This window comes from Catenulispora sp. MAP12-49 (genome assembly GCF_041262705.1).
Taxonomy (GTDB): domain Bacteria; phylum Actinomycetota; class Actinomycetes; order Streptomycetales; family Catenulisporaceae; genus Catenulispora.
On record NZ_JBGCCP010000033.1, the window covers coordinates 89,414 to 109,158 of the forward strand.

Genomic DNA, 19,745 nt, shown 5'->3' on the forward strand with positions numbered 1-19,745 from the left:
TCCGTCCACGAAGCCTGATCCGTCCACGAAGTCCCGAAGGAACACCGTGACCATCACCCGCCGCCACGACCCCGAGTACCGGGGCTTCGCCAGCGACAACTACGCCGGGATCCACCCCGAGATCCTGGAGGCGATCGCCGTGGCCAACGGCGGCCACCAGATCTCCTACGGCGAGGACGCCTACACCGAGCACCTGCAGGAGGTCTTCAAGGGCCACTTCGGGCCGCGCGCCGAGGCGTTCCCGGTGTTCAACGGCACCGGCGCCAACGTGGTGGCGATGGACGCGATGATCGAGCGCTGGGGCTCGGTGATCGCCGCGGCCACCGCGCACATCAACGTCGACGAGTGCGGCGCCCCGGAGAAGATCGGCGGCCTGAAGCTGCTGACCGTCGCCACCCCCGACGGCAAGCTCACCGCGGAGCTCATCGACACCCACGCCTGGGGCTGGGGCGACCAGCACCGCGCGCAGCCGCTGGTCGTCGCGATCACCCAGTCCACCGAACTCGGGACCTGCTACACCCCCGAGGAGATCAAGGCGATCTGCGACCACGCGCACCAGCACGGCATGAAGGTGTTCCTGGACGGCTCCCGCCTGGGCAACGCCGCCGCCACCCTGGGCCGCCCCTTCCGCGAGTTCACCACCGACGCCGGCGTGGACGTGCTGAGCTTCGGCGGCACCAAGAACGGCCTGCTGGCGGGGGAGTGCGTCGTGGTCCTGAACCCCGACGCCGCCCACGGCGTGATGTACCTGCGCAAGATGTCGATGCAGCTGGCCTCCAAGATGCGCTTCATCTCGGCCCAGTTCGACGCCCTGCTCTCCGGCGACCTGTGGCACCGCAACGCCTCGCACGCCAACGCGATGGCCCAGCGCCTGGCCGACGCCGTACGCGACGTGCCGGGCGTGGAGATCACCCAGCAGGTGCAGGCGAACGCGGTGTTCGCGATCCTGCCGCGCGAGGTCACCGAGCGCCTGCAGAAGCGCTTCCGCTTCTACACCTGGAACGAGCACACCGGCGAGGTGCGCTGGATGTGCTCGTTCGACACCACCGAGGCCGACATCGACGCGTTCGCCGCGGCGGTGCGCGAGGAGATGGCGCACGCCTGAGGGGTGGGCCGGGGCGGGGCGGTCGGGGGCGTTCGGATCCGCGAGCTGATTCAGCGCGTCTTATGCGATAAATTGGCCCTTCATGACCGACCCCGCTCCGAACCCCTGGCCGCCCAGCCCGATCAGGACCGAGCGGCTCGTCCTGCGCCAGACCGAGGCCCGCGACCGCGCGACGATCATCGACCTGTTCGCCTCGCCGGAAGTCGGGACCTACGTCGGAGGCGCCCAATCGCGCGAGGACCTGGAACGCACCGCACCGGAGATCCCCGGCCGGCGCTTCGGCTTCTTCGTCATCGAGCGCGACGGCACGATGATCGGCCTGATCACCCTCGACCGCCGCGCCGCCGTGCACCCCGGCCACGTCCGCCCCGAGGCGAACGAGACCGAACTGGGCTACATGTTCCTGCCGCACGTCTGGGGCCAGGGCTACGCCGCCGAGGCGTGCACGGCGGTCCTGGACTGGGTCGCGCGCGTCCGTCCCGGCGAGCCGGTGGTCCTGTGCACGCAGGAAGCGAACATCCCCTCCCGCCGCCTGGCCACGAAGCTCGGCTTCGCCGAGGTGGACCGCTTCGAGGAGTACGGCGCCGAGCAGTGGTTCGGCGTCCGATACCCTCCTGCCCACTAGGCTGCGCGGCGCGGCCGCTCCGTGGGGGTGAAAGATGGCTGTCTTCGCAACGTACTGCCAGATCTGCGGCCTACCGGTCCAGCAGGACCACTACGTCCCGGCCGAGACCGCGAACATGTTCCACATCTGGCGCGGCGACGGCGCCGACGCCTGCGCCCCCATCATCGCCTTCGGCCCCGAACACACCTGGCTCCGCGACGCCCTGGGCCTGCGCACCGACCCCGACGCCCTCATCACCCCGACCGTCGCGGGCCTGGTCCACGACGGCGACCTGGAGAACCCGGCCAGTCCGCTGTTCAGCGCGGACCTGATGGACGGCGAGGGCGACGACCGCATGGCCCTGCACGCCGCATGCTGGCGCCTGGCCGGCGAACCGCTGTCGTGGGAGCCGCTGGCCCACCTCCGCGACCTGCCGGACGGCGAGAGGCGCTACCGGCAGCAGCTCTTCGACTTCGAGCCCTTCGTCGCGGACGGCCACGGCTGGATGCTCGTGGATCCGGAGTCGGCGACGCCGGAGGGGCTGCGGAACCGGGAGCGGATTCTGGCGCTGATCGGGGCCTGGGCTTAGCCCGTGACCCCTGGGTCGACGCCCAATGCCGCCAACGCCGACGGCGTCTGGCCGGCCGGAGCGAACATGCCGCTCACGGCGCCATTGCTCACCCCCGGGCATCCGCGGAGCTCCAAAGAGACGGTCACATCAGGGCCGGACGCGTAACGGAACACCAAGATCAGGTGCTCGCCGGTCAGGCTTGGCGGGCAGCCAGGGAGGTCGACGATTTCATGGGCCCTGTCACCGTGGACACATAGTCGCAGTAGGCGCCGACAGCGGGATGTCCGGGCACAAGCGACTTGCCCGCGCCCGCTTGCACAGGACCTGAGGTCTTCGGGTACGCCGCGTCGAGATCGGAAGGGCACTGGGGCGCTTCGGTCGCCACCGATGTAGTGTGCCAGCTCGGAGATCGCCCGATCGCGGCTGAGGCGACGAAAGAGCACAGCCCTGGGTGGGTAGGTGACTCAGCCCCCGAACACCTCATCCCGCGTGAGATCGAGCCCGGTCAGCACGGCCCCGTGCAGGACCGCGTCGCCCTGGACCGTGCTGGCCCGCACCTCGGTCTCGATCGGCGACTTGGCCGCGAGGCGTTCCTCGACCAGCGTCGCCAGCGGCTCCCCGGCGGCGCGGCCGGCGCTGCCGCCGAGTACCAGGAGTCCGGGGTCGAGGACGGAGACGGCGGCGAAGGCGCCCTTCGCGATCCGCTCGGCGAGTTCCTCCGGGGCGATCGTGGCGCGGACCTCGGGGCTGACCGTGTCGCAGAAGCCGACGCCGTCGACCTCCAGCCAGCCGAGTTCGCCCGCGCCGCCCGAGGAGCCGCGGCGCAGTCGGCCGTCCAGGACGACCGCGCCGCCGACGCCCTCGTCCAGCCACAGCAGCACGAAGTCCGGGCGGCCCGACGCCGCGCCGAGCCGGTGTTCGGCGACGGCGGCGAGGTTCACCTCGTTCTCCAGCAGGACCCTGACGCCCAGTACCCGCGCCAGCTCGCCCGGCAGGTCCGGCCGCCAGCCGGGTACTTCGTTCCGGCCGGCCGGCTCGCCCGAGTACGGCCGGACCAGGCCGGGCGCGCCGATCACCACGATGTGCGGGACGCGGCCGTCGGCGGCCTGCCGGATCGCCTCGGTGAGCATCGCGACCAGGTCCGGCTCGCCGTCGGCCGGGTCGAAGCGCCGGGTCGCGGTGCCGGTGGTCTGCCCCGACAGATCGGCCACGGCCGCCGTGAACCCGGTGCGCCGCAGGTCCACCCCGACCACGTGGGCCCGCTCGGCGACCAGCCGGTAGAGCCGCGCGTTCGGCCCGCGCCGGGTCTGCTCGGCCTCGCCGACGAACTCCACCAGCCCGGCCGCGGTGAGCCGTTCCACCAGGTCGGCGACGGTGGGACGGGACAGCCCGGTCAGCTCCCGCAGCCGCGGCGCGGTCAGCGGGCCGTGCTCGATCAGCAGGTCGAGCGCCAGCCGGTCGTTGATCGCGCGGGCGGTGGCCGGGGTCGCGGTTTTCATGCGCCCATCGTAATCAGGCAGGGACCCTGATTAATTCACTTTCCATCAGGAAGGGTCCCTGATAGTTTCTCTGCCGTGACCCAGCTTCTGACATCGCCCAGCCTGGACGCCCAGCCCGATCACCGCCCGGATCACCACTCCGACCACCGCACCCGCCACCGCGCCATCACCCTGATCTTCCTGATCCACGGCACCGTCGCCGGCACCCTGGCCACCTCCCTGCCCTGGATCCAGTCGCACGACCGCCTCAGCCCCACCGCCCTGGGCCTGGTCCTGTTCTGTGCCCCGATCGGCTCCTTCGTCGCGATGCCGACCGCCAACCGCGTCGCGCACCGCATCGGCGCCCGCCGCGCCACCCGGCTGCTGATCCTCCTGTGGTGCGCGCTGCTGCCGGCCCCGGTCCTGGCCGGCGGCTCGGCCCTGCTGTTCCCGGCTTATCTGCTGCTCGGCATGGCCGCCGGCAGCAGCGACGTGATGATGAACGCGCAGGGCGTGGCGCTGGAGCGGAGTTCGGGCCGACCGGTCATGTCCGGCCTGCACGGGATGTGGTGCCTCGGCAGCCTCATCGCAGGCGGCGTCGGGATCGTCGCCGCCCAAGCGCACCTGGACCCGCGCGTGCGTCTGCTCGCCACCGCCGCCGTACTGCTCGTCCTGGCCGCATACGCCGGACGCGGTCTCGGCACGGACGCCCCCACCACCGGCGCCGCCGAACCCGCGCCGCGCCGCTTCGCCCTCCCCACCCGCGCCATCCTCGGCATCGGCATCGCGGGCTTCTGCGGCACCTTCGCCGAGGGCGCGACGACGAGCTGGTCAGGCGTCTACGTCACCAAGGCCGTGGGCGCGGGCCCCACCGTCGCGGCCGCCGCCTACACGCTGTTCATGCTGAGCATGACCGCCACCCGCCTGTTCGGCGACACCGTGGTCCGCCGCCTCGGCCCGGTGACGGTGGTCCGCATCGGCGGCATCGTGGCCGCGTGCGGCGGCATCCTGGTCGTGGCGTTCCGCTCCCCGCTGCCCTGCATGCTCGGCCTGGCGCTGATAGGCACCGGCATCGCGATGAACGTCCCCCTGGTCTTCAGTGCCGCGGGCCGCAAGGGCACCTCGCTCGGCGAGAGCGTCGCCGGCGTCGCCACCATCACCTACATGTCCGGCCTCATCGCCCCGGCCGCCATCGGCTGGACCGCCGGCGCCGCGGGCTACCCGGCGGCCTTCGCACTGATCACCGTGGCGGCCGCGGCGCTGGCCCTGCTGGCCGGTGCGCTGCGGACGCGACCCGAGCACGTCCCTGTGACGCCGGCCGCGTCCGAACCGGCCTCGGCAGGCTAGGACAACACCCGCCGCCGGAAGTTCCGCTGCCCCAGCCCCAGGAACAACAGCAAGAACCCGATCAGCACCGGATACACCACATACAGATGCATGTGCGGCGCGTCGGTCAGCGCCGCGCGCATCCCCTCGTTGATGTAGATCAGAGGGTTGACGAGCACCAGCGTCTGCAGCCACGGGAAGCCGCCGACCTTCACCGGCGCCAGCCGCGTCCACTCGTAGTACGTCCCGCCCAGGAACGTCAGCGGCAGCACCACGAAGCCGAACATCAGTCCGATGTTGCGCGCCTCGAACGTCGTCCCCAGCAGCAGCCCGAGCGAGGTCATGGCCACACAGGCCAACGGGATGATCGTCAGCAGGATCCACCAGTGGAACGACAGGTCGGCCTGCACCCCCTTGGCGTGCACCACCGCGGCGATCGGGAACACCAGTAGGGCCGAGATCATGCCCTGCACCGCGCCGGAGAACACCTTGGCCTGCGCCACCAGCCAGATCGGGCACGGTGCCTGCACCCGGTCCTCGATCTCGCGCGTGTAGCCGAACTCCGAGGCCAGTTGCAGCGCCACCGCCTGGATGCCCTGGAACATGATGGAGATGCCGACCACGCCCGGCACGAGCACCGTGGCGAACTCCGACTCGCTGTGCGTCCCGCCTCCGCCGCCGATGCCCTGGCCGATCGTCGGGAAAACGTATAAGAACACGAACACCAGCAGGAACGGCTGCACCAGCGTCCGCGCCACGAACTCGCCGAAGTTCTTCTTCAGCACCATCAGGTCCCGCAGGATCAGCGCGCCCAGCGCCGTCCGCGCCGCGGCGGCCGCCGAACGCGTCGGACGGGAGCCGATCTGCTGCCCCGTACCGCGCGGGGCGTCGGTTCGCGCGGTCATCAGTCCCTCAGCTCCTTACCGGTCAGCCCGATGAACACGTTCTCCAGGCTCGGCTCGGCCACCGACAGGTCGGCCACGTCGTAGCCGGCGTCCTCGGCGGCCGTGATGATCCGCGCCAGCGCGCCGTCGGCGCCGCGCAGGTGGAGTTCCAGGCTGTCGCCGGACGCCCGCACCCGCGTGACCCCGGCGACCTCCTTCTGCAGCACGTTGCCGAGAACGTCGAGATCCCCCCGCGCCTTGACCGTCACGACGGTGTCCGCGTCCACGCCGTGTTTGAGCTCGGCCGGCGTGCCCAGGGCCAGGATCCGGCCGTGGTCCATGATGGCCACCCGCTCGCACAGCCGGTCGGCCTCTTCCATGTAGTGCGTGGTCAGCAAGATGGTCTGGCCGTCGGCGTTCAGCTCGCCGAGGATCTCCCACAGCGCCAGCCGGCTCTGCGGATCCAGACCGGCGGTCGGCTCGTCCAGGAACAGCACCGCCGGCCGGTGGAAGATCGCGCGGGCCACCATCAGGCGCTGCGCCATGCCGCCGGACAGTGCGAACACCGAGGCCTTGGCCCACTTGGCCAGGTGGAACTGCTCCAGCAGCCGGTCGGCGGTACGGCGCGACTCGGCGCGCGGGATGCCGAACAGCAGCCCGTGCACGTACAGGTTCTCCCAGACGGTCAGCTGCCGGTCCAGCGTGTTCTGCTGCGAGACCACGCCGATCAGCTGCTTGGCCAGCGCCGGCCGGGCCACCACGTCCACCTCGCCGACGAACGCCCGGCCCGAGGTCGGCACGACCCGCGTGGTCAGCATGCCGACCGTCGTCGTCTTGCCGGCGCCGTTCGGGCCGAGCAGGCCGAAGATCTCACCCGGCCGCACGTCCAGGTCCAGGCGGTCGACGGCGGCGAAATCCGTGTCCCGGTAGACCTTCGTCAGCTCGCGGGTGCCGATGACGCCGACGTCCGGGGCCATAGCCCCCGGCTGCGGGTTCGCTGGGGACTCCACACCGTCCAGGCTATGGCCGCGGACTACGACCCGCTACAGATCAGCGGAATCCCCGGCGTTTGTCACCTGTTCGGCTGCCGCGGCGCGGTTGGCCCGGTCGATTTCCGCCATATGGGCCTCGGCCCACGCCCGCAGCGCGGCCAGCGGCTCCTCCAGCGACAGACCGAGCCCGGTCAGGCTGTAGTGCACCTTCGGCGGCACGGTCGGCTCGACGCGCCGGCGCACGAGCGCGTCCCGGACCAGCCCCTGAAGCGTCGTGGACAGCATCTTCTGCGACACGCCGGGCATCCGGCGCCGCAGCTCGGCGAACCGCACCTCGCCCGGCGAGGCCTCGGCGAGCACCTTCACCGCCATCGACGTCCACTTCGAGCCGAGCCGGTCCAACAGCTCGCGGGTCGGGCACGCCGGATCGAACAAGTCGCCGCGCGCGTCCTCGGCCAGGGCGGTCACTTCCACCTCACCACCTGACGGAGAAGTGCCGTCTTGGCCCGCCTCCGCCGCTCTCATACGGTTACCAGGTATCCAATGGTAACCACCTGGGAGGAACCATGTCACCGACCGCGTCCCCATCCCCGTCCGAGGAACCGCAGCTGCTCCGCATACCGGTCAACGGGATCGAGGTGAACGCAGCCGTCCGCGGAACCGGCCCCGCCCTGCTGATGCTGCACGGCTTCCCGCACACCTGGCGCCTGTGGAGCCAGGTCATCGGCCCGCTGTCCGAACACCACCGCGTCATCGCCCCGGACCTGCGCGGCCTGGGAGACAGCACCCGCGCCGCCGACGGCTACGACGCCGAGAACCTCGCCCGCGACGCCGAACAACTCCTGGCCGCCCTGAACGTGGACTCCGCCGCGGTCGTCGGCATCGACGCCAGCGCCGCCCCGGCCTTCCTGCTTGCCCTGCGCCGACCGGACCTGGTGCACCGGACGGTGCTGATGGAGGCGATCCTCGGCCGCCTGCCCGGAGCCGAGGACTTCCTGTCCGCCGGCGCCCCGTGGTGGTTCGGCTTCCACGCTGTTCCGGGCCTGGCCGAGACGGTCCTGTCCGGCCACGAGCGCGAGTACGTGGACTGGTTCCTCGCGGCCGGGACCCGGGGACGCGGCGTCCCGGCCGGTGTACGCGACGCGTTCGTCGCCGCGTACACCGGCACCGAGTCACTGCGCTGTGCCTTCGAGCACTACCGCGCGATGCCCGAGACGGCGCGCCAGATCCAGGCCGCGACCACCGGCGGCCGACTGACCACGCCGGTGCTCGCGATCGGCGCACAGCCGGTCGGCCCGGCGCTGTACCACCAGCTGAAGCAGGTCGCCGACGACGTGACCGGACACACCATCGCAGAGTGCGGACACATCATTCCGCTGGACCAGCCCGGGGCCCTGCTGGGCGCGCTCACCGATTTCCTGGACTGAACTTCCCGCGATGACTTCCCGTCACGACCCGCTGATCGGATCCAACTGCTCAGGAGCCGGACGCAGCAGCCACAGGTCGCCACCCGGCGGCGTCTGCAGGTGCCCGACGGCGGCGCGCGCCGTCCGGTCCCCGGCATCGGCCGCGGCGTGGATGTCGTCGTCGGCGGCGAAGGCCTGGAACTGGAGTTCCGGATACGTCCAGGCCGCCTGGCCGGTCGCGGCCGGGACGACGAAGTCCACCGCCTTGAACAGGGTTCCGCCGCTGGGCGTGGTGTAGTGCCACAAGTCGACGCCGACGTGCCGGCCGATCATCGCCAGCCGGGTCAGCGCCACCAGGTCGAAGGTCGAGTAGTGGTAGCTGCGGGTGCGGGAGAGCTCCTGCGGCAGCCCGCCGTCGGCGCCGATCTGGTCGTCCAGCCGCTTGGTCTCCGCGGTGACGACGATCGAGCGGGCCAGCGCCGGCTGCCCGGTGGCCAGCGCCAGCGCGGCCTCCTGCATGTCGAAGAACGAGCCGTGGTTGTTGGTCGCCGCGGCCTCGTCGGAGGCGTTCTTGCTGGTCTGCAGCCAGGCCAGGAACTGCTTGTTCCAGCTGGTCATGCCGGCGTCGTCGGACGCCGACCAGCCCGGCGCGCCGGTGTTCAGCAGCGCGACGGCGTCGAGGATGTCAGTGAACTGCTGGGAGAAGTCGATGATGCCGATGCCCCGGCCGCTGACCAGGCACGGGATGAACTGGGTGTAGTCCAGGCTCGGGTTCATGCGCGTGGCCGGGGCGACGAACCAGGTGCGCAGGTCCAGCGCCGCACGCTGCGCGTAGGCGGCGTCGCCGGTGTAGTACCAGGCCAGGGTGAGGTCGTACACGGCGTTGAACATCTCGCCGCGCTCGGCGTGGTCGGTGATGTCGTCGATCGCGGGGTTGCGCACCCCGTCCTTCTGCATGTACGGGCAGCCCCACGGGTTGGCGGCGGTGGCCGGCTGCGTGGGCCACCAGTAAGGGGCCTGACTCAGGTAGTCGTGCTTGTCGTTGCTCGGCGGCAGCTCCGGCTTGTCCATCACCGACCAGGGTCCGGCGGTGAGGTCGGCGTCGGCCTGCGTACGCAGTTCCGCCAGCGGCGCGCGCAAGGACGGCACGCCGGCGCGCACGAGTTCGCGGGTGAGCGCCAGGCGGTAGCCGTCCAGGACCACGGTCGCCGGGACGTGGAACGAGCGGTTCGCGGGGGCCTGATCGGCCGGGTGCACCGCGGCTGCGGCGGACGGCGTCAGCAGGCCCGCGACGAGTATGAGGGCTGCGATGGTGCGGCTGCGTTTCATCGAAGGGCTGCGTTTCACCAAAGGCTCCCGTTCCATGTGATGGAGGATTTTCACATACATGAACTGATGCCAGGTTTATGAAACCTGCCGGGTCAGTGTTGCGCGGGAGACCGGGCGCGTCAATGAACTCGGTTAACTCGGTTAACTCGGTTAACTCGGTCAGCCGAAGTGGCGGATGCTCTCCGAGTCGCCGGACCGGTACGGCTCCCAGCCGTCCGCGTCCGGCCGGCCGCCGGCGACGAAGGACGCGGCCGCGTGGGAGAACGTGCCGGCCAGATCGCGTGCCGCGGCGGTCGGCTCGCCGAGCATGGGGGAGCCGGGGTAAGCGTCGATCGTGGTGAAGAAGAAGGGGAGTTCGGCGCAGTGCGTGGCGCCGAGGTGCGCCGGGTCGTCGGCAGGGGCGTAGTCGAACTGGTAGACGTAGGTGGCATAGCCCGCGGCGGCTTGGTGGTCGGCGACGGCGAGCGTCCCGTCGCGGAATACGAGCTCTGTTTCGGTCTCGATGAGCTCGGCGCTCGGTGCGACGCCGGCCGGGTTGAAGGCGAGGAACGCGGTCATCTCGTCCTTGGTGGTGCCGGTCAGCACCTGGTTGCCGTCCAGACGTCCGGCGGCGAGCGCCTGCTGCCACGCCGCCGGGATGCCGGGGGCGCCGAGCACGGGATACATCGGCGGGGAGACATTTCCGGGCCGAGCCAACTCCCCGGCGAGTTGCCCATATGCGCTCAGCATTTTCTCCGCCGGAACTCGTCGGAGCGCTTCGAGCAGATCCAGGCCGCCGGTCAGGCCGAGGATGTCGACGAACTGCCGCGCGTGCTCGGCCGCCACATCAGGGTCCTGCGGCGGCAGGCCGAACGGGCTGGACTGCATGATGACGCGCTGGATCCGCGGACCGGTGACCGGGGAGGCGGCGAGGTAGAAGCTGGAGAAGGCGCCGGCCGACTGCCCGCCGACCGTGATCCGCGCGGGATCCCCGCCGAAGGAGGCGATGTTGCGCTCGATCCACTCCAGCGCCGCGATCTGGTCCTGAACGCCCAGGTTCTCCACGCCGAGTTCGGGCAGGTACAGGTATCCCAGCGGGCCGAGTCGGTAGTTGGCGGTGACCACGACGATGTCGCCGGCGGCGGCCAGGTCGCGGCCGTCGTACCAGTCCCAGCCGCCGGATCCGCTGGTGAAGCCGCCGCCGTGGAACCAGAGCAGGACCGGCGACAAGCGCTCGTTCTTTCGCACTTCGTCCAACTGCGGAGTCCATACATTGAGATTCAGGCAGCCGTCCTCGTTCCAGTCGGGAGTGCGTGCTCCCATCACGGCTTCCAGGCGGGACGCGCTCTGCGGCACCGACGGGCCGGAGCGGGACGCGTCGCGGGTGCCGTCCCACTGCGGGTGCCGCTGCGGGGCGGCGAAGCGCTGATCTCCGACCGGGGAGGCCGCGTAGGGGATGCCGCGGAACGCCGCGACTCCGTCCTCGACGATGCCCTGGACGGCGCCCGACTCGGTCGGGACGACGGGGCGGTTCATCGTGGTCATCGATGTCACCTTCCTTGCTTCCTTGCGCTGAATGCTTCCTTGCGCTGAATGGACACCCTTGGTGTATCGCCGACCGACGGAAACAGACGAATCATCGCTCCACTCTGCTAGATATAGGACATCACCCAGCCCGATCTGGCGGATCAGAGACACGCTCGGAGGTACCTCCCGTTGTTGAACGAGACCGACCGGCGGATCGCCGCCGTGCTGATGGCCTCGCCGCGTGCTTCGTGGCGGACCGTCGCCGAGGTGCTGGACCTGTCCGAGCGCACGATCGTGCGCCGTGCGGCCCCGCTGCTGCATGACGGCACGCTGCGGCCCACGGCGGTGCGGAACCCCGCGCGCTTCCCCCGGATCGTCCCGATGGTGCTGCGCATCCGGTGTCGCCCGAAGCGCATCAAGGCGATCGCCGCGGGACTGGCCCGGCGGCCGGACACGGTCTGGGTCGACATCCTTGGCGGCGGCACCGAGATCAGCAGTGTCCTGTTTCTCGACGGCGCCGAGGCGCGCAACACATTGCTGCTGCGCGACTTGCCGGCCACCGCTGACGTGCTGTCGTGGGAGGCCTACGACCTGATGAAGGTGTTCCCCGCGGGCTTCGCCTGGAGCGGGGGACTGCTGAGCACGCAGGAGTTCGAGACGCTGGCCACCTTCACGCACGATCCCATTGCCGCGCCGACGATCCAGCCCTTCGACGAAGCCCTCATCGACCACCTCGCCGCCGACGCGCGCGCGGGCTACAGCGAGTTGGCCGCGGCGCTGGACACGTCGGCATCCACCGTGCGCCGCCGCCTGGAGACCCTGCTGGCGGCCCATATGCTGCGCCTGGCGTGCGAGGTGGACCTGGCCCAACTCGGCATCGCCACCGAGGCCCTGCTGTGGATCGCCACCGGCCCCGCCGCCCTGGAACAAGCGGGCACCACCCTCAGCCGCCACCCGCAGGTCCGCTTCACCGCCGCGACCACCGGCAGCGCCAACCTCCTGGTCGCCGTCGCCGCCGAGAACCTCGACGCCCTCTACACCTTCCTGACCACGACCGTCGGCGCCCTCGACGACCTCCGCAGCCTCGAGGTGACCCCGATCCTCGCCTCGGTCAAGCGCACCGGCCGCACCCGCCCCTGAACCCCACCGAACCCACCGAACCCACTTTCGATAAATCGGTTGTCGGCCCCCTGCGAACCCGGCAAACTATTGCCCACCAAGCGGTTCCGAAGCCGAGATCGGAAAGGAAGGAGCAAGGACATGACCGTCGAAGCGACCCGTCTGTGCGTCCTCCGGTCCCTGTACCTTGCAAGCCTTCCGGAGGAGATCTCGGCCTGACCGTCACCAGGTGACGGTCCCAGGGCCGCCCGCCGGAAGGGAAACCTCCGGGCGGGCGGCCCTTCTCACGCCCCCGGCCCGGAAGCACCAAGCACCACCGACCAACCAAGCTTCCGTAGCCCAACAGGCAGAGGCACGGCGTTCAGCGCGTCGTCAGTGTGGGTTCGACTCCCACCGGAAGCACCGAGCACCCGTGCTGCAACTGGTTGACAGCCCGGTCTGAGAAGCCGGCGCCCTTCACGGGCATGTGGGTTCGAATCCCACCGGGTGCACTGATTTCCACGCGTACCACCTTCTGCGGTCGTCGGCGGTGCTGGTCGGGGCGCACTGTCGTCGAACACGCAGCCGCCCCGGTCCGTCTACGGGTGCCAGACCCAGAACGGCAGCCAGGCGGCGCAGGCGGCGCCTATAGCGTGGTAGAGCAAGTCAGGCCTCTCGAATCGCTTGCGGGTTTGAACGTGCCAACAGTAGCGACGTCTGACCGGTATGCGCTCGGACTTTGACTAACTCATGATTGAGCGACTGTACGCTTCCTTGGGCGTACGAAACTGGGGCATTCAAACGGGGTGGCGACTGCGGCGTGTACTCGGGTAAAGCGGCGGACCCGACCGCGTCGATCTTGTCTATGCTCTGACTTTAGCGTGCCACAGGCCAGCCGGTGGGCGGCGTGTTCAACCTCCGCACCGCGATCTGCAACGCGGAGGGCGATTACCACTCGCTGACCTAATCCGTGACCGAGATGATCAGGTACGGGAAGTGAGGCAGGCGCGACGTCTGTTCAGGGCACTCGCCGAGATTCGCAATAGGTTGTCGATGGCTCGGCTTGAGCTCGTTGAAAGCCTCGCGGTCGCCGATGCGACCGTCCTGCGGTGGGAGCTCGGCCACCGACACCCGCGTCTGCTGGCTCTTCTTCGGCGGACTCGCGAACTCGACTGTGTCGTCCAGCTTCGTGCACTGAATCCCTCATAGGATCTGGAGACTTCCTCTGTGGCGGTGTATGAGTAAAAGGGGCGAAATACATACTCCGCGTAGTGTTAGGGGGAACAGAGGTGTATTTCCGCGTGCTAGGCCCTGTCGAGATCTGGGATGAAGATCGCTGCATCCCTGTCGGTGCCTCAAAAGCCCAACACGTGTTAGCCATCCTCCTGCTTGCTTCCGGCCTGGCGGTCTCGGCAGTCAGTATCGCCGACCGCTTGTGGGACGGCAGTCCGCCGATCAAGGAACGCGAAACCCTCCAGGTGTACATCTCGCGTCTTCGCACAAAATTGCGGGAGGCGGGCGACACTGTGGGATTGATCCGTGCCAACCGTTCCGGCGGCTATCTGCTCGACGTCCCTGCCGAGCTCGTCGACGCGCGACGCTTCGATCAAGCGGTCACCCGTGCCCGGTCTACCGCCGTCTCGGATCCCGGGGCGGCGGTTTCCTTGTTCCGTCAGGCGGAGGCTCTGTGGGGAGGAGAGCCCTTGGCCGGGCTCGTCGGCCAGTGGGCGGACGGGACCAGGCGTGCTCTTTGGGAGCGCCGGCGCTCCGCCGTCCTGACCCGCATCGATCTTGAGTTGACGCTCGGCAGCGACCCCGATGAACTTGTCAGCGAGCTGGCGGCGCTCACCGCGATCGGGGGAGTCGACCAGTCCGCGGTCGGCATGCTGATGCGTGCGCTCGCACAGGCGGGGCGTTTGGCTGATGCTCTGTCGACGTTCCGCGAAGCCCGGAAGCGATTGCGGAGGGAGCTCGGTGCCGAGCCGAGCCCTGAGCTGCAGTTCCTTCATCAAAGGATTTTGAAAGGTGAGATAGCTTCGCGGCCGGCGCGCCGCAGTGGCACGAACGGTCCCGCGGGGGAATCGCAGGCCGGCTCCGGCACCCCTGCAGACCAGGTGGAAAAGCCGCCCGACAATCTCGATCGCGGTCCTCGCTACCTTGTCGGCCGCGAAAACGAGCTGGCCGACGTGCTGGCTGCGGTCCGCGCCGATCTCGGACCCGGATCGAGCGGACCTGCGATCTACGCCATCGATGGTATGCCGGGAATCGGCAAGACGTCATTTGCTGTGCGTGTGGCGCGCCTTCTCCGCGACGACTGCCCTGACGGCCGAATCCAGATCAACTTCCGCAGTCATCATCCGCACCAAAGCCCGATAGGCCCGCTAGAGGCGTTGCGTCAGCTTCTCGATGAAATCGGGGCTCCGGTCCAGGACGTCCGTCGCGCGGAGTCGGTCGATGCTCTCTCCGCTCTCTGGCGCCGTCGCATCTCCGGCAAGCGTCTGCTCCTGCTTCTTGATGACGTACAGAGCCTGGAACAGGTCGAGTGTCTGCTGCCCACCGCGCCCGGCGCTGCGGTCCTGCTGACCTCGCGTCGACAACTGGGCACTTTGTCAGGGCTGCGGCAGCGCTCCTTGAGTACGCTGCCCGACGATGCTGCGCAGCTCCTGCTCGCTGATATCACCGAACGCACCTTTGACGCGGAGGCCGACACCGAAGCACTCAGACGCTTCACAGCACGCTGCGGCGGCCTTCCACTGGCGATTGCTGTGTCTGCGGCACACCTGCGCAAGCGTCCCAAATGGGAGCTGGGTGATCTTGTCGCGCGCCTGGACGCCCCGGGGCACCGGTCGGCCGACGACCAGATCACTGGACCGGTGGATACCGCCATTGCCTTGTCGTTCTACTCTCTTTCGACTCAGCTGCGAACCCTGCTGTGTCGTTTGGCCGGGCACCCGGGCCCCGACATCGGCCTGGCCGCTGCTGCGGCGCTTGCCAAATCCGACGCCACCGGTACTGACCTGGCGCTGGATGCTCTGGTGGAGCACCATCTGATCGAGGAGACCACACGGCATCGCTACCGTCTGCACGATTTGATGCGAGAGTTCGCCCTCGATCGTGCCTGGCATGAGCAGACCCTTGACGATGTCGAGGATGCTGTCCGCCGAGCGTTCTCGTTCTACCTGCACACCGCCGAGCGTGCCAGCCGGACGCTCTACCCCTCCGAACCGACCAGGCACAATACTTCTCCAGCACAGCCGATCGCAGAACCCGCGGATCCTGCGGCGGCCACCATCGACGTGGAAAGTCGTAAAACCGTTCGTGCATGGTTGGACCTGGAATCGGAGAACCTGACAGCGATGCTTGACTTCGCTGCGGCGCATGGCTGGCGTGGGCCGACGACTCCGCTGTTGCACATCCTTGCCGGCCACCTCGATAGGCGCGGTCACTGGCGTGAGGCGATCGAGCTACTGCGCAGAGCCGCGACCGATGTTCCCGGCCTGAAATCGGCGAGCACCGACTCGTGCGAGGACTTCGCGACAGCCGCGCGGATACACACGGATCTCGCGGCGTTCTATGCCCGCGCCGGAGAACTCGAAGAGGCCCTGACCCACGCCACCGCCGCCGTCACCGTCTGGACCGTGAACAAACACCCGTATGGCCAGGCCGAGGCGACACTGCACTCTGGGCGCATCCACTGGCTGGCCGGTCGCCGTACTGAAGCGGTAGAGGACTTTCGCGTTGCCGCTGAAATGTTCGGTGGTCTGGGCGCTACGGAGCGGCGTGCGACCGCGGAGAGCCATCTCGGCATCCTCCTGTTCGAACTGGGGCAACTGGAAGCTGCCTTCGGATGTATGCAGCGGGTACTCGGCGCCGCGAGCGCGCTCGGCGATGCGGAACTGCGCTGCGACGTCCTCATCAATCTCGGGAAGATGCACCTGATCGCCGACGAGTGCGATGTCGCGATGGCCTACTTCCATCAGGCTCAGCCCTTGGCCGCCGAGTCCGGCGATCCCCAGTGCCTGGCCGTGCTGGCCACCAACATCGGCGTGGTCCATCGCCGTCGTGGTCAAGCCGACCTGGCCCTGGCTTCGTTCCGGGAGGCTCTGGCCTTGTCGCGTTTGGGCGCAGACCCCCGGAACGAAGCCGAGACCCTGGTCGAGGCAGTCGTAACCCATGCCGATCTCGGCAACCGCGCCATCGCGTCACGCCAATTGAGCCGGGCTCTTCACCTGGCAGAGGAAAGTGAGGATCCGTTGCAGAGCGCCCACGTGGCATCTGGCCGCCGGGATCCTGCACCAGCGCGGTGGTGACCGAACGGCCGCCCTGGACTCCTACACGACGGCGCTCGCAGAGGCCGAGTCGGCGCAGGCCCCGTTGGAGCAGGCTCATGCTCTACGGGCCATCGGCGAGTTGCTGGCACCGGAGGACCCCATCGCCAGCCACCAGCATATGGCGCGGGCCAAAGCCTTGTACTTGCAGCTCGGCCTGCACCGGGCCGCGTCGGCGACCACGCTGATCCGGTGACGCCGATGAAGCGTTCAGCGTTGCCAGACCCGCGAATCCGTGGATGCAAGCATTTCGTCAAGCCGACGGCAAGAAGTCTGAAGTGCCGCGATGGAATCCCTCACGAGTAGGCGGCGTCGGGAACGGTCGCTGACCCCTGACGCCGAACTTTTCGGGGAGGAGGAGCCATGGGCTCAAACGGATGCGGGCAGTGGTCCAAGAGCAGCTTCTGCGCCAATGACAAGGATTGCGTGGAGGTCTGGTTCGGCGGTGGCAGCGCGCACGTTCGCAACAGCCACGATCGGCAGGGGCCGGTGTTGGTGTTCAACCGGGGTGAGTGGGAAGCGTTCCTGCTCGGCGCGTTCAACGGCGAATTCGAGATGCCCATCTGAAGTCCGAATTCAGCGTGGCGCGGCTCGTCGTGGGCGGGCCGCGCCACCGCGTGCTGAAATGCCCCGTATCCGGGGGAAGTCTCTTGCGAGGTGGCCACGATGACGACAACTCCGTTCGGCGGCCCTGACGCCCCCGACGGCTCGTTCCGTTCGTCTTCAACGATGTCCGGCACGGCGCACGACGTCGTTCAGGCTCGCGATGTCCGTGGGGGAGTCCACTTCCACTACCAGACCAGTTTGGATATCCCTCGCGCAACGTCGCATACACCCCCGCGCCAGCTCCCGGGCACTATGCCACTGTTCGTTGGACGCGAGCCCGAGCTTGAACGGTTACGAGCCTTGGTGGCCGGTGATCGGGCAAAGCCGAGTGGCGGGCCGCAGATGGCGCTCATCGTTGGTGCGGGCGGTGCGGGGAAGACCTCGTTGGCACTTCGTTTCGCCCACGAAGTCCGCGCCCGCTATCCAGACGGTCAACTCTTCATCGATCTCCGCGGATATTCACCTGCGGACCCGATGCCGCCGACCACGGCCTTGAACCGCTTCATCCGTGCATTGGGAATACCGGCGAACGACATCCCGCATGACTTGGAAGAACGAGCTGAGCTCTTCCGCTCGCTGGCTGCTGACCGCGCTTTGCTCATCGTCCTCGATAACGTGGGGACTGCCGGCCAGGCCCGGGTCCTGCTGCCTGGCAGCGGTGAATCGTTGGTGCTCATCACGAGCCGCGGCAGGCTTCCGTCGCTGTCCAGGTTCATCGGCGGTACCCGTATCGATCTCGGTCTGTTCGACGCAGATGAGTCGGCTGCCTTGTTGAGTTGTGCGATGCGCGACCAGAGGGATGCCGACGGTTCGGCGATCGCCGAACTCGTGGCCTTGTGTGCCGGCTTGCCGCTGGCACTGCGCATCGCGGCCGAGCGGGCCATCGACCGGCCTTCCACGCCGCTGCGAGCCGTGATCGACGGTCTGCGTCATCAGGCGCTACTCCTTACGACGGACGAGGTGACAGACATGCCGGAAACCTCGGGCGCGCAGCAGCCTGCTGAGTCGGTCTTCGCTTGGTCGTACCGACACCTGCCAGACTCGGCCGCGCGCGCCTTCCGCTTCTTCGGGCTGCATCCGGGTGTTGATTTCGACCAGGACTCGGCGGCAGTGCTGGCGGACGCGTCACCACTTCAGGCGGGCGAGTATCTGGACGTGCTGACCGGGTCGCATCTGATCGAGCGGACCGCGTCGGGGCGTTTCCAGTTCCACGATCTGCTTCGCGCCTTCGCCGTTCACGCCGCGGAACAGCAAGAGACGGCGGAAGCCAGGCAGGCGGCTCTGCGCCGGCTCGCCGATTTCTATGTGGATGCAGTGGCAAGCGCGGCTTCGCGGATCGGGTCCAAGAGGCAGCAAGCGATCGCCTGGTACGAGATGGAGAAGGACACCGTCATGGCGATCGTCAGGATCGCCTCGGCACAAGGCTTCGACGAAGTCTCTTGGCGATTGCCTGTTTCCGCAGAGCCGCTGTTCGATGCTGAACGGGACTACGAATACTGGTTGGAAGCCGCCGAACTCGGCCTGATCGCGGTGGCGCGTTTGGCGGACCCAGCCGCCGAGGCAGCGGTGCGTAACACGTTAGGGGCGGCCCTGAAGGGCATTCGAGACTACCGGCACGCTCTCGAACAACACTCCGCGGCCTTTGCGCTGTTCGAGGCCATCGGCGATCGGCAGGGGACCACCCTGGCGGCCAACCGGGCGGCGGTGGCTCACCTGCTACTTCGCGAGTTCCCGGAAGCCCTGGCGAGCCTTCATCATGCGCTGGACGCTCTTGGGCCGGACGGAACACCTACGATGCGGCAGTTCATTGTTGGCAACCTCGCCGAGTGTCACCTGGACATGGGTGCGCCCGAGGAGGCCTTGCGGATTGCCGAGAGTCTGCCGCCGGCGGCGCCTCCAGGGCCGGCCGATGATTCGCACCCAGCCGTGGCGAACTCGGTTCGGCTGATCAGAACGTGCACTGAACTCGGGCTGTATGACCAAGCCGAGCAGTGGCTCGGGGCCTATCGCAATCTGAGCGGCAACATGCGCCACCAAACGCTCTTGGCCCATGCCGGGCTGCGGCTGCGGCAGGGGCGTTTGGAAGAGGCGCTGGCCCAATACGAGTCCTGTCTGGCGATACAGTCCGTCGAACGCGTGCGAGGCGAGGCCGATTGCTTCGACGGCATGGGACAGGTGCTCCGCCTTCTTGGAAACGGCTCCGAAGGCCTTGCCTTTCACCGGGATGCGGAAGTGATGCGCCGCCGTGATGGCGACCCCTACGAGCTGGCGAAGACTCTGTGCTTTTTGAGCGAGGCCTACGCGGAGCTATCCAGTCCTCCGGAGGCTGCCAGAGCTAGCGACGAGGCCCTGACGTTGCTCGAGCCCTTCCACGATCGCAATGCGGACGCGCTTCGCCGGAGACTGGTCGAGCTGCGCTAGATGATTGAGTCCGAAGGCTGGGCTGGTCGTGGGCCTGCGTGACGGCATGGCGAAGGGTGTCGTTGTCTGTGTGTGAATACCGACCTCGACA

At 68.6% G+C, this 19,745-nt stretch carries 16 protein-coding genes and 2 tRNA genes; 12 read left to right on the forward strand and 6 right to left on the reverse strand.

All coding sequences use genetic code 11. The features are described from left to right. Window positions 1-46 precede the first annotated feature (46 nt). The 3 genes from ABIA35_RS39000 to ABIA35_RS39010 all read left to right on the forward strand — a co-directional run bounded on the left by ABIA35_RS39000 (window position 47) and on the right by ABIA35_RS39010 (window position 2,298). Window positions 47-1,105: a low specificity L-threonine aldolase gene (locus ABIA35_RS39000; RefSeq protein ID WP_370361273.1), complete on the forward strand. Its 1,059-nt coding sequence runs from the start codon at window positions 47-49 to the stop codon at window positions 1,103-1,105. A gap of 82 nt (window positions 1,106-1,187) precedes the next feature. Next, window positions 1,188-1,730, forward strand: a complete 543-nt coding sequence (locus ABIA35_RS39005) for a GNAT family N-acetyltransferase (RefSeq protein WP_370345152.1) — start codon at window positions 1,188-1,190, stop codon at window positions 1,728-1,730. Window positions 1,731-1,764: 34 nt separating this feature from the next. Further along, window positions 1,765-2,298, forward strand: a complete 534-nt coding sequence (locus ABIA35_RS39010; protein WP_370361274.1) for a hypothetical protein — start codon at window positions 1,765-1,767, stop codon at window positions 2,296-2,298. Between the two features lie 446 nt (window positions 2,299-2,744). Here the strand turns inward: ABIA35_RS39010 and ABIA35_RS39015 are convergent, their stop codons facing one another. Next, window positions 2,745-3,779, reverse strand: a complete 1,035-nt coding sequence (locus tag ABIA35_RS39015) for an ROK family transcriptional regulator (protein ID WP_370361275.1) — start codon at window positions 3,777-3,779, stop codon at window positions 2,745-2,747. Window positions 3,780-3,854: 75 nt separating this feature from the next. Between ABIA35_RS39015 and ABIA35_RS39020 the strand changes: the two genes are divergently transcribed. Continuing rightward, entirely contained in the window at window positions 3,855-5,105 is a 1,251-nt protein-coding gene (locus ABIA35_RS39020; RefSeq protein ID WP_370361276.1) for an MFS transporter, read from the forward strand. Here ABIA35_RS39020 and ABIA35_RS39025 read toward each other — a convergent pair. Genes ABIA35_RS39025 through ABIA35_RS39035 form a run of 3 tightly spaced genes read right to left on the reverse strand, consistent with a single transcriptional unit; the run spans window position 5,102 to window position 7,434 of the window. Continuing rightward, complete coding sequence (locus tag ABIA35_RS39025; protein WP_370345156.1) at window positions 5,102-5,989, reverse strand: ABC transporter permease; 888 nt, start codon at window positions 5,987-5,989, stop codon at window positions 5,102-5,104. The genes ABIA35_RS39020 and ABIA35_RS39025 overlap by 4 nt on opposite strands. Then, window positions 5,989-6,978 (reverse strand): ATP-binding cassette domain-containing protein, encoded by a 990-nt coding sequence (locus ABIA35_RS39030; protein ID WP_370345157.1) that lies wholly within the window; start codon window positions 6,976-6,978, stop codon window positions 5,989-5,991. The genes ABIA35_RS39025 and ABIA35_RS39030 overlap by 1 nt, the downstream gene beginning before the upstream one ends. Window positions 6,979-7,011: 33 nt before the next feature. Continuing rightward, on the reverse strand, window positions 7,012-7,434 hold the full coding sequence (locus ABIA35_RS39035) for a winged helix-turn-helix transcriptional regulator (protein WP_370345158.1): 423 nt from the start codon (window positions 7,432-7,434) through the stop codon (window positions 7,012-7,014). Between the two features lie 92 nt (window positions 7,435-7,526). Between ABIA35_RS39035 and ABIA35_RS39040 the strand changes: the two genes are divergently transcribed. Next, on the forward strand, window positions 7,527-8,387 hold the full coding sequence (locus ABIA35_RS39040; RefSeq protein ID WP_370361277.1) for an alpha/beta fold hydrolase: 861 nt from the start codon (window positions 7,527-7,529) through the stop codon (window positions 8,385-8,387). A gap of 21 nt (window positions 8,388-8,408) precedes the next feature. Here the strand turns inward: ABIA35_RS39040 and ABIA35_RS39045 are convergent, their stop codons facing one another. Both ABIA35_RS39045 and ABIA35_RS39050 read right to left on the reverse strand, forming a co-directional pair. Beyond that, entirely contained in the window at window positions 8,409-9,695 is a 1,287-nt protein-coding gene (locus ABIA35_RS39045; protein ID WP_370361285.1) for an alginate lyase family protein, read from the reverse strand. A 159-nt stretch (window positions 9,696-9,854) separates the two neighbouring features. Continuing rightward, on the reverse strand, window positions 9,855-11,219 hold the full coding sequence (locus ABIA35_RS39050) for a carboxylesterase/lipase family protein (RefSeq protein WP_370361278.1): 1,365 nt from the start codon (window positions 11,217-11,219) through the stop codon (window positions 9,855-9,857). Window positions 11,220-11,390: 171 nt separating this feature from the next. Here ABIA35_RS39050 and ABIA35_RS39055 point away from each other — a divergent pair, with 171 nt between their 5' ends. The 7 genes from ABIA35_RS39055 (at window position 11,391) to ABIA35_RS39085 (ending at window position 19,654) form a co-directional block, all read left to right on the forward strand. Further along, the gene (locus ABIA35_RS39055) at window positions 11,391-12,341 is read left to right on the forward strand and encodes an Lrp/AsnC family transcriptional regulator (RefSeq protein ID WP_370361279.1); all 951 of its coding nucleotides are present in this window, start codon (window positions 11,391-11,393) and stop codon (window positions 12,339-12,341) included. Window positions 12,342-12,648: 307 nt separating this feature from the next. Further along, window positions 12,649-12,722, forward strand: a tRNA-Leu gene (locus ABIA35_RS39060). 4 nt (window positions 12,723-12,726) lie between these two features. After that, window positions 12,727-12,811 (forward strand) — tRNA-Leu (locus ABIA35_RS39065). 777 nt (window positions 12,812-13,588) lie between these two features. Further along, entirely contained in the window at window positions 13,589-16,609 is a 3,021-nt protein-coding gene (locus ABIA35_RS39070) for a BTAD domain-containing putative transcriptional regulator (RefSeq protein WP_370361280.1), read from the forward strand. Continuing rightward, on the forward strand, window positions 16,542-16,823 hold the full coding sequence (locus ABIA35_RS39075) for a hypothetical protein (protein ID WP_370361281.1): 282 nt from the start codon (window positions 16,542-16,544) through the stop codon (window positions 16,821-16,823). Before ABIA35_RS39070 ends, ABIA35_RS39075 begins: the two co-directional genes overlap by 68 nt. Window positions 16,824-16,990: 167 nt before the next feature. Then, window positions 16,991-17,194 carry a DUF397 domain-containing protein gene (locus ABIA35_RS39080; RefSeq protein WP_370345164.1) on the forward strand — a complete coding sequence of 68 codons (204 nt, stop codon included), beginning with the start codon at window positions 16,991-16,993 and terminating at the stop codon, window positions 17,192-17,194. Window positions 17,195-17,293: 99 nt separating this feature from the next. Beyond that, window positions 17,294-19,654: an AAA family ATPase gene (locus tag ABIA35_RS39085; RefSeq protein ID WP_370361282.1), complete on the forward strand. Its 2,361-nt coding sequence runs from the start codon at window positions 17,294-17,296 to the stop codon at window positions 19,652-19,654. The last annotated feature ends 91 nt before the right edge of the window (window positions 19,655-19,745 follow it).

Bases quoted from the DNA above. Each gene is read 5' to 3' on its own strand.
- ABIA35_RS39005 (WP_370345152.1), top strand. From the start codon at position 1,188: ATGACCGACCCCGCTCCGAACCCCTGGCCGCCCAGCCCGATCAGGACC.
- ABIA35_RS39010 (WP_370361274.1), top strand. From the start codon at position 1,765: ATGGCTGTCTTCGCAACGTACTGCCAGATCTGCGGCCTACCGGTCCAG.
- ABIA35_RS39015 (WP_370361275.1), bottom strand. From the start codon at position 3,779: ATGAAAACCGCGACCCCGGCCACCGCCCGCGCGATCAACGACCGGCTG.
- ABIA35_RS39025 (WP_370345156.1), bottom strand. From the start codon at position 5,989: ATGACCGCGCGAACCGACGCCCCGCGCGGTACGGGGCAGCAGATCGGC.
- ABIA35_RS39040 (WP_370361277.1), top strand. From the start codon at position 7,527: ATGTCACCGACCGCGTCCCCATCCCCGTCCGAGGAACCGCAGCTGCTC.
- ABIA35_RS39045 (WP_370361285.1), bottom strand. From the start codon at position 9,695: ATGAAACGCAGCCGCACCATCGCAGCCCTCATACTCGTCGCGGGCCTG.
- ABIA35_RS39050 (WP_370361278.1), bottom strand. From the start codon at position 11,219: ATGACCACGATGAACCGCCCCGTCGTCCCGACCGAGTCGGGCGCCGTC.
- ABIA35_RS39080 (WP_370345164.1), top strand. From the start codon at position 16,991: ATGGGCTCAAACGGATGCGGGCAGTGGTCCAAGAGCAGCTTCTGCGCC.
- ABIA35_RS39085 (WP_370361282.1), top strand. From the start codon at position 17,294: ATGACGACAACTCCGTTCGGCGGCCCTGACGCCCCCGACGGCTCGTTC.